Annotated in this window: 10 protein-coding genes; 4 read left to right on the forward strand and 6 right to left on the reverse strand. The window is 72.1% G+C overall.

Features of this window, described 5'->3' with window-relative positions:
- The first annotated feature begins 18 nt into the window (after positions 1-18).
- Positions 19-837 (forward strand): YflT domain-containing protein, encoded by an 819-nt coding sequence (locus KZC56_RS11220; protein ID WP_247638575.1) that lies wholly within the window; start codon positions 19-21, stop codon positions 835-837.
- 16 nt (positions 838-853) lie between these two features.
- The gene (locus KZC56_RS11225) at positions 854-1,513 is read left to right on the forward strand and encodes an alpha/beta hydrolase family protein (protein ID WP_136029990.1); all 660 of its coding nucleotides are present in this window, start codon (positions 854-856) and stop codon (positions 1,511-1,513) included.
- Positions 1,514-1,773: 260 nt separating this feature from the next.
- On the opposite strand, the gene KZC56_RS11230 is transcribed toward KZC56_RS11225, so the two are convergent.
- From KZC56_RS11230 to KZC56_RS11240, 3 genes are read right to left on the reverse strand one after another with little or no spacing between them, the layout of a single operon-like run.
- Entirely contained in the window at positions 1,774-2,676 is a 903-nt protein-coding gene (locus KZC56_RS11230; RefSeq protein WP_247638576.1) for a phosphotransferase, read from the reverse strand.
- A 7-nt stretch (positions 2,677-2,683) separates the two neighbouring features.
- On the reverse strand, positions 2,684-4,105 hold the full coding sequence (locus KZC56_RS11235) for an aminopeptidase P family protein (protein WP_247638577.1): 1,422 nt from the start codon (positions 4,103-4,105) through the stop codon (positions 2,684-2,686).
- 36 nt (positions 4,106-4,141) lie between these two features.
- Complete coding sequence (locus KZC56_RS11240; protein WP_247638578.1) at positions 4,142-5,164, reverse strand: endonuclease/exonuclease/phosphatase family protein; 1,023 nt, start codon at positions 5,162-5,164, stop codon at positions 4,142-4,144.
- 98 nt (positions 5,165-5,262) lie between these two features.
- On the opposite strand from KZC56_RS11240, the gene KZC56_RS11245 reads away from it, so the two are divergent.
- A complete protein-coding gene (locus tag KZC56_RS11245; protein WP_247638579.1) occupies positions 5,263-6,135 on the forward strand; it encodes a PHP domain-containing protein in 873 nt (290 codons plus the stop codon).
- Between the two features lie 105 nt (positions 6,136-6,240).
- Here the strand turns inward: KZC56_RS11245 and KZC56_RS11250 are convergent, their stop codons facing one another.
- Positions 6,241-7,764 carry a DEAD/DEAH box helicase gene (locus KZC56_RS11250; RefSeq protein WP_247638580.1) on the reverse strand — a complete coding sequence of 508 codons (1,524 nt, stop codon included), beginning with the start codon at positions 7,762-7,764 and terminating at the stop codon, positions 6,241-6,243.
- 195 nt (positions 7,765-7,959) lie between these two features.
- Between KZC56_RS11250 and KZC56_RS11255 the strand changes: the two genes are divergently transcribed.
- Complete coding sequence (locus KZC56_RS11255) at positions 7,960-8,673, forward strand: ferritin-like fold-containing protein (protein ID WP_136029975.1); 714 nt, start codon at positions 7,960-7,962, stop codon at positions 8,671-8,673.
- Between the two features lie 18 nt (positions 8,674-8,691).
- Here the strand turns inward: KZC56_RS11255 and KZC56_RS11260 are convergent, their stop codons facing one another.
- A complete protein-coding gene (locus tag KZC56_RS11260) occupies positions 8,692-8,979 on the reverse strand; it encodes a hypothetical protein (protein WP_136029973.1) in 288 nt (95 codons plus the stop codon).
- Between the two features lie 6 nt (positions 8,980-8,985).
- A complete protein-coding gene (locus KZC56_RS17810) occupies positions 8,986-9,210 on the reverse strand; it encodes a DUF3107 domain-containing protein (RefSeq protein WP_136029971.1) in 225 nt (74 codons plus the stop codon).
- Between the last annotated feature and the right edge of the window lie 127 nt (positions 9,211-9,337).

Below are 9,337 nucleotides of genomic sequence, written 5' to 3' on the forward strand. Positions count from 1 at the left end.
GCATGGAAGAATGGCTTGATGAGCATGCTTAATCGCCCAGCGAACGGCACGGACACCGGCGAGATCGTCGCCTCGATGCGCGACTACGAGAGCGCGCAGAAGACGGTGTCGAAGCTGATCGCCGGAGAGGTGCCGGCGCGGGACATCGCGATCGTCGGGCAGAGCGTCCGCACGGTCGAGCGGGTGACGGGGCGCCTCGGCTATGCCGCCGCTGCCCGATCGGGCGCGATCAACGGCGTGCTGATCGGGCTCTTCCTGTCGGCCATCCTCGTGCTCGGCAACCCCGAGGTCCCCATCCAGCTGTTCGTGGGATTCGTCTTCATCGGTGTCGCGGTCGGCATGCTGCTGAGCCTCGTGACGTACGCGATCGTCCGCCGGCGCCGCGACTTCGCGAGCGTCACGCAGTTCGCCGCCGATCACTACGAGGTCACGGTGCAGGCGGCGTCGCTGGCCAAGGCCCGCCAGGTGCTCGGTGCCACGCGGGTCGCTCCGGTGCGCCCACCCGTGAACCTGGACGAGCCGCCGCGCTACGGGGAGCGCATCACCCCGGGCGCCGGTACCCCCGCTCCCGCTCCCGCACCCCCGGCTGCCCCGGCTCCCGCGCCCGCTCCGCCGGCCGCGCCGGCCCCCGAACCTGAGCCGGGCGCCGACCCCGCCCCCGCTCCGGCCCCCGAGCCCGCTCCCGCTCCCGCCCCGGAGCCCGCCCCCGAACCCGCTCCCGCCCCCGAACCCGCTCCCGCCCCGGAGCCCGCTCCCGCCCCGGAGCCCGCTCCCGCCCCCGAGCCCGGGGTGCCGCCGCGGCCGGCCGATCCCGGCGCCGCTGGCACGATCCGCTGACGCGGCACGACGAGCGATGAGCACCCTCGACGTCGCGCTGCCCAACGGCACGGTCACGGTGTCGGTCGATCGGACGGACGCCGAGAGTGACGACATCGTCCTGATCGCCCACGGCGCCGGCGCGGGCAAGGACCACCCGTTCCTCGTCGGCCTCGCCGGGGCACTCGACGGTCTCGGTCTCGCGACGGCACGGTTCTCCTTCCCCTACAGCCAGCAGGGGCGGAAGATGCCGGGTCCGGCTGCCCACGCCGTCGCCACCTGGCGCGCGATCGTCGAGGCCACCCGGGCCGCCCACCCGGGACGACGCATCTGGGCCGCGGGCAAGTCGTACGGCGGGCGCATGGCGTCGCTCGCGGTCGCCGAGGGGCTCGCCGTCGACGGGCTCGTGTACCTCGGCTACCCCCTGCACCCGCCGGGGCGCCCGGATCGTCCGCGTACCGAGCACCTTCCGGCGATCGCCGTGCCGCAGCTGTTCATCGAGGGGACGAACGACCCGTTCATCCAGCCGCTGTCGCAGTTCGAGGAGGCGCTCGCCGCCTGCCAGGACGCCCGGGTCCACTGGATCGAGGGCGGCGGTCACTCCTTCGAGATCGCGGGACACAAGCGCCCCGCGGCCGATGTCGGGGCCGCGCTCGCCCCGGTGATCCGCGACTTCATCGTCGCCCGACGCCGCTGACGAGATTCCCCAGAACTTTTTCTCCGATTCGCGTAATGAATCGTGTGCGAGCCCGTCTCATCAGGTGGAGACGCCACACGAACTCCTCCGGGGGGCGGAGTTCGGGCGCCGGTGCGGGGGGTTCTGCGCCGGTCGGGTGGGCTCGGGAGCCTCGGGGGAGGAGTTCCCGGCCCGGCCCGCTTCCATTCAGGGGGACGGGCCGCCGATCTGGGGAGAACGGCGGCCCACCACCCCTCACTCCGCCAGACCGGAGGCAGCGGCTAGATCAGGCGGCGCAGGTCCGCATCGGCGAGCAGCCGGCGCATCGTGGTGCGGCCGAGCGCGCTCATCGCCGGATTCGAGCGCTCGTAGTACCAGCCGAGGCCCGCGGCCTGCTGGAAGGCCCAGGCCGCGCCGCGCAACCAGGTCGTCGTGCCCACGTCGACCGCGTCCCGCAGCACCTCGCGCACCGGCGCGTCGAACAGGTGCCACGCGCACACCAGGTCGAGGGCGGGGTCGGCCGGACCGAAGTCGCCCCCGTCGAGCACACCGACCAGGCGGGTGCCGCCGTCCTCGGCGATCAGCACGTTGAACGGGGTGAGGTCGCGGTGGCTCATGACCACGTCCTCGGCGGACGGCAGCGACCGCAGCTCCGACCACAGGGCGGTGGCCGCGGCGACATCGAAGAGCGACCCGCTGCGCGCGAGGCACTCCGCGACCCACTCGTCGTGGTCGGCCAGCACTCCGCCGCGGCCCCGACCGTCGAACCCGCGCCCTGCGACGTCGACCGCGCGCAGCGCACGGATCAGCGCCCCGAGGTCACGCGCGAGGTCCGCGGCATCGGCGTGGGCCAGCGGGTCGGCCGGTCGTCCGGGCACCCACGTCTGCACCGACCACGCCGACGGGTAGTCGGTCGACGGCGGCACGACGCGCACGGGGACCGGGGCGGCGAACGGCGTCGCCTCGGCGAACTCGTGCAGGGCGGCCGCCTCCCTCCGCAGCTGCTGCTCGGTGGTGGGCAACAGCGGGAAGCGCGCCACGAGGTCGTCGCCGAGCCGCACGATGGTGTTGACCGTGCCCGCCGCGGGGACCCTGCGCAGCGGTCGACCGTGCAGGTCGGGTGCATCCCGGGCGAGCAGACGGTCGGTGAGGGTGTCGTCGACCGTCAGCTCACCGTCGTGCATCGCCGGGTCAGCCGCGGAGCCGGGCCATCCACGCCTCGACCTCGTCGGCCGTGCGCGGGATGTCGGCCGACAGGTTCACGGGGCCGTCCTCCGTCATCAGGATGTCGTCCTCGATCCGGACCCCGATGCCGCGCAGCTCGGCGGGCACCGTGAGGTCGTCGATCTGGAAGTACAGACCGGGCTCGATCGTGAAGACCATGCCGGGGGCGAGGATGCCGTCGTAGTACATCTCGCGGCGGGCCTGAGCGCAGTCGTGCACGTCGATACCCAGGTGGTGCGAGGTGCCGTGCACCATGTAGCGGCGGTGCTGACCGCCGGCGTCGGCGTCCAGCGCCTCCTCCGCCGTGACCGGCAGCAGACCCCACTCGGCGGTGCGCTCGGCGATCACGGCCATCGCAGCGGCGTGCACGTCGCGGAACCGCGCGCCCACCCGGGCTGCCGCGAACGCGGCGTCGGCCGCCTCACGGACTGTCTCGTACACGCGCCGCTGCACGTCGGTGAAGGTGCCCGAGACCGGCAGGGTGCGCGTGATGTCCGCCGTGTACAGGCTGTCCGCCTCCACCCCCGCATCCACCAGGATCAGGTCTCCGGGAGCGACCACACCGTCGTTGCGCGTCCAGTGCAGGTAGCAGGCGTGCGGGCCGGACGCGGCGATCGTGTCGTAGCCCTCGCCGTTGCCGTCCTCGCGCGCGCGGCGGTGGAACACGCCCTCGACCACCCGCTCGCCGCGGGCGTGCGCGATCGCGGCGGGAAGCTCGCGGATGATGTCGTCGAAGCCGTTCGCGGTGATCTCCACCGCACGCCGCATCTCGGCGATCTCGAACTCGTCCTTGATGAGGCGCAGCTCGGAGACGACGCGGGTGAGGGTCTCGTCCTCGTCGAGGACGAGCTCGCCCTCGCTCGGGCGGAACTCGTGCAGGTGTGCCGTGGCGATCTGCAGGTCGGCGGCGACGCCGGCCAGCGAGGGGCGCGGGCCGATCCAGAACTCTCCGATCGTCGCGTCGGCGTAGAACTCGGTGGTGGTGCGGTCCGCGCGCTCGCGGAAGTAGAGGGTGACGTCGTGGCCGCCGTCGGTCGGCTCGAACACCAGGACGGAGTCGGGTTCGGCGTCCGACGCCCACCCCGTGAGGTGCGCGAATGCCGAGTGGGCGCGGAACACGTAGTCGGTGTCGTTGCTGCGCTGCTTGAGAGAGCCCGCCGGGATCACGAGGCGCTGCCCGGGGAAGGCAGCCGAGACGGCGGCGCGGCGCTTCGCCGCGAACGGTGCCTGCGCGCGCGGAGCCGGAACGGTCTCCGGACGCTCGGCCCATCCGGTCGAGATGGTGTCGAGGAAGCCCTGCGGGAAGGGCTGCTTGCGATTGGTCGAGCTGTTCTCGACGGGGGCTTCGACGGTCTCGTCAGCGATCGTGTCGCGTTCTCCGGTGCTCATCGCTCCAGTCTCTCACCCCGGGGCGCACGCGCAGGGTCAGCCGGCCGGTTCCAGCTGCACCACGAGCGCGCGGTGATCGCTGCCACCGGCGTCGTCCAGGACGACGGACCCCGTCGGGCGCCAGTTCGGAGAGGCCATCACGTGGTCGATGGGGGCCCCGGCCAGCGCGGGCAGGGAGCTGGGCCACGTGCCGGACAGACCGTTGCCCGTGCGAGAGGCGACGTCGCGGCAATAGCCCATGTCGCCCCCCTCCACGCCGAGCGACGCCATGTGGTCGACCGTGGCGTTGAAGTCACCCGCGAGGATGAAGTCGCCCGCCGGGCACTGGTCGGCGATCCACTGCAGGTCGCTCTGCCACTGCTGCATCTCCTCCATGCGCGGAGCGACCGCGTGCACGGCCACGATCGTCGGCCCGTCGCCGTCCACCGGCATCAGCACGACGCTCGGCACGGACCCGGTGTTGCTGCTGCCGTCCCTGGCGGACTCGATCACGGAGTACTCGCCCAGCTCGGGAGCGACCAGCACGGTCGTCTGCCACGACTGCGGGCCGTTCGGCACGTCGGGCCGGAACTGCACGTGGTGCACCCACATCGGGTGCCCCTGCTCCCGCAGCATCAACGCGATGCGCTCGCCGACCGCCTCGGTGGTCTCCGGCAGAGCGACGACGTCGGCACCCTGCTCCAGGATCCGTCGTGCGATCTCCTCCGCGGGAACGGCCTCGCCCGCCGTGTTCCAGGTCAGCACCCGCAGGCTGCTGTCGGTCGCGGCGGGGAGGGTGGCGCCGGTGAAGCCGCGCGTCGCGCCGATCACCCCGGTGGCCCCGGCACCCAGCAGCGCCACGATCAGGATCGACGCCGCGAACCCTCGGAGCGGCCGGGCCAGCAGCAGCAGGAGCGCCAGCACCGCGACGACGAGGAGCGCGCCGAGCACCAGGCCGCGGGCGGCGACCAGCTGCGCGAACGGGTGGGTCTGCTCGAGGCGGAAGAACTGCGGCCACACCACGATGGCCGTCGCGATCGCGAACAGCACGGTGAACAGGATCCCCAGGAGACGAAACATCCCCTCCAGCCTAGAAGCGACGCCTGTGAAAGCCCTGCCGCGACGCCGATCAGCGCGGCTGCGGATCCGCGGGTCCCGGCGCTCGCTACGCTCGGAGGATGCCCGCCGCGTCACACAGGTTCGCCGGTCCCGCCGACCTGCACCTGCACTCCAACCACTCCGACGGCACGGAGTCGCCCGCCGAGGTGATGCGGCAGGTGTACGCGCACGGTGTCCGCACGGCCGCACTGACCGATCACGACCGCACCACCGGCTGGACCGAGGCGGGCGACGCGGCGGTCGCCCTCGGCATGACGTTCCTGCCCGGAATGGAGCTCTCCGCCAAGCACGAGTGGCGCAGCGTGCACGTGCTGGGCTACCTCTTCGACCCGGACGACGCCGCGCTGCGCGCCGAGACGAACCGCATCCGCGACGACCGGATCGGACGGGCCGAGCGCATCGTGCGCAACATCGGTCGCGACTACGACCTGCAGTGGGACGACGTCGTCGCCCAGACCACGCTCGACGCTACGGTCGGCCGACCGCATATCGCCGACGCCCTCGTCGCGCGCGGCATCGTGCGGGATCGCACCGAAGCGTTCGACGGCATCCTGCACCCGCGCGAGGGCTACTACGAACCCCACTACGCCCCCGATCCGCTCACCGCCGTGCGCCTCATCACCGCCGCGGGCGGGGTGGCCGTCATCGCCCATCCCGTCACGGCCGGCCGCGACCGCATGATGCCCGTGGCGTACATCGAACGGCTGATCGACGCGGGGCTCGGCGGCTTCGAGGTGGACCACCGCGAGAACACCGCGCAGGGCAAGACGATGCTGCGCGAGCTCGCGGCACGGCACGACCTCATCATCACGGGGTCGAGCGACTACCACGGCAGCGGCAAGCCGAACCGCCCGGGGGAGAACACGACGGCCGAGGACATGGTGCAGCGCCTCATCGACCGGGCGTCGGGCTCCACACCGCGCTACCCCTGACGACGCGCTGCCGTCGAGTGGCCGTGGCGGCGGGACCCGTGAGGAACGACGAGGGGCGCCGCACGGATGACCGTACGGCGCCCCTCGGACGATGATGCGGCCGGCTCAGGCGCCGGCGACGGGCGCGGCGCCGGCGGCACCGGAGCCCCCGCGACGACGACGGCGGCGGCGGGCGGGAGCCGGCTTGCCGTCGTGGTGCTCCTTGCCCGCACCGTCGTGCGTACCGGCGCCCTCGGCGCCGCGGTCAGCGGACGCAGCGGAGGAGCCTTCGGACGCGGTGCCGTCGGCGGCACCCTCGGCGAACGTCGAACCGACCTGGCTCGAGCCCGTGCGGCGGCGGCGACGACGACGCGTGCCCGCCTCGCCCGTGCCCTCGGCCGCGGCGTCGGCGGCGCGCTCCGGACGACGGGTGCGCTCGGTCTTGACCGGCTCCTTCTTCGGCGCGGAGACCAGACGGCCCTTGGTGCCCTCGGGGATGTCGAGGTCGGTGTACAGGTGCGGGCTCGACGAGTACGTCTCGATCGGCTCCGGCTGGCCGAACTCCAGCGCTCGGTTGATGAGGGCCCACTTGTGCAGGTCCTCCCAGTCGACGAACGTGACCGCGATACCCGTCTTGCCCGCCCGGCCCGTGCGACCCGCGCGGTGGAGGTACGTCTTCTCCTCATCGGGGATCGTGTGGTTGATCACGTGCGTGACGTCGTCCACGTCGATGCCGCGGGCGGCGACGTCGGTCGCGACCAGCACGTCCTTCTTGCCCGCCTTGAACGCCGCCATCGACCGCTCGCGCTGGTCCTGACCCATGTCGCCGTGCACGCCGCCCACGTTGAACCCGCGGTCGCTGAGTTCGTCGACGAGACGCTGAGCGGCCCGCTTGGTGCGGGTGAAGATGACGGTCTTGCCGCGGCCCTCGGCCTGCAGGATGCGGGCGATGACCTCGTCCTTGTCGAGCGAGTGCGCGCGGTAGACGAGGTGCTTGATGTTGGCCTGCGTGAGACCCTCGTCGGGGTCGTTCGCGCGGATGTGGATCGGGTTGGTCATGAACCGGCGGGCCAGTGCCACGATCGGTCCGGGCATGGTCGCCGAGAACAGCTGGGTGTGGCGCACGGCCGGGACCTTCTGGAAGATCTTCTCGATGTCGGCGAGGAAGCCCAGATCGAGCATCTTGTCGGCCTCGTCGAGCACGACCTCGGTCGCGTTCGACAGGTCGAGCAGGCGCTGACCGGCCAGGTCGATCAGACGGCCGGGGGTGCCGACGACGATCTGCGCGCCCGCCTTGAGCTGGTCGATCTGACCCTCGTAGGCCTTGCCGCCGTAGATGGCGACGACGCTGGTCGAGCGGTTGCTGGTGAGCAGGTCGATGTCTTCGTACACCTGCACCGCGAGCTCGCGGGTGGGGACGACGATCAGCGCCTTGACGCCGTGCTCCGGGTCCTTCCCGAGCCGCTGCACGACGGGGATGCCGAAGCCGAAGGTCTTCCCGGTACCGGTCTTGGCCTGGCCGATGATGTCCTGGCCAGGCAGGCCGAGGGGGATGGTCTGCTCCTGGATCGGGAAGGCATCCACGATGCCCTTCGCGGCCAGTGCGTCGACGATGTCCTGATCGATGCCGAGATCGGCGAAAGTTGTCACTGTTTTCAGATTGCCTGTCCGGCGACCCGCGGGGATCGCCACGTAAACGGAGCCACGCCGTCTCTTGTGCCACAGGCGCGGGGCCCCGCTCCGACGGCGGGGACAGGGACAGCCTACCGGAGCCCCTCTCTCCGCCAGGAAGAAGCGCGGGCCCGAGTATTGTGAACGACGTGGTGGACTCGGGAGGACGGCCTCGTGGTTAAGTGGTTCTGGCAGCGCGACCGTGCGCCGCGGCGCGCCCTCGCACTGCGCAGTCGCGGCGAGCAGGGCGATGCGACCCGGGTCGATTTCGCCGAGCTGGCGCCCGAGCTTCCGCGCTTCCTCGGTCAGGCCGCCTACCTGCAGCTCGGCTACTTCGAGACGCTGACGCGACTCATCCGCGCGACACCCGAGCTGTCCGAGAAGGAGGCCCTGTCGCGCGCGGCGGGTGCCGCACTCACCAAGCACCGCGGCATCGTCGACCTGATCGCCGAGCGCGGAGACGACCCCACGCAGCTGATGCTCCCCTTCCGCGAACACCTCGACGCGTTCCGCCGCAAGACCATCGGCGCGCGCCCCCGGGAGACGCTCCTCGCCGTGTACATCACCGCGGGCATGCTCGACGACTTCTATCTCGCCCTCGCGTCCAGCTACGGAGAGCCGGGGCGGCGCGTCGCCGAGATCCTGCGCGAGGACGACGCCAGGCACGAGATCGTCGCGATCATCCAGGAGACGATCGAGAGCGACGAGGAGTGGCGGTCGCTGCTGTCGATGTGGGCGCGGCGCCTCGTGGGCGACACGATCCTCGTGTGCCGTGCCGCGCTGCGACCCGAACTGCTCGCCGTCGAGGAGGAGCGCATCGAGCCGGTCTACACCGAGCTCATGGGCGCGCATGCTCGACGCATGGACGCGATGGGCCTCGCCTCCTGAGCGGGCGGGCCCGCCGGGTCAGATCCCGAGCGCGGCCTTCGTCTCGGCGTCCGAGCGCCGGCGCAGGGCGGTGACCCCGACCGCGACCGCGGCCGAGACCACCACGGAGCCGAGGATGCTCGCGAGCCAGAGCCACGGGCTGTCCTCGCCGACGCCCGCCCACTGGAGCACGGTGTAGAGGAGCGCCGCGGTGGCGGTGGCGACGGCCGGAGCCAGGGCCACGCCCCGGAGCTCACGGCCGCCGACGACGTAGTGCACGGCGATGCCGAGCGCGCACGCCGCGATCAGGGCGAGGAGGATGTACATCGGCGGTCAGGCGACGAAGCCGACGCGGCGCGACTCCTCGGTGCCCAGCTCGATGAAGGCGAGGTTCGCGGTCGGCACGATGTAGGAGTTGCCCTTCACATCGGCGAAGCTCAGGTGGCTCGCGCTCTGCTCCAGCGCCGCGGAGACCTGGGTGCGGACCTCGTCCGCCGAGGCGGCGGTGTCGAAGCTCAGCTCGCGGCCGGTGTTGATGATGCCGATGCGGATTTCCACGCGTGCTCCTTGAAGTTCGTCGGACTCGCCAACTCTATCGCGCGGCACCGGGGCCGGATCGGCCGTCGCCGCCGGTTTCGCCAGCAGCGCACAGCGCGCCCGCGCGGGGCGGGCGACGCCCATGTCG

Origin of the sequence: Microbacterium sufflavum, from assembly GCF_023091155.1 — a bacterium.
GTDB lineage: Bacteria > Actinomycetota > Actinomycetes > Actinomycetales > Microbacteriaceae > Microbacterium > Microbacterium sufflavum.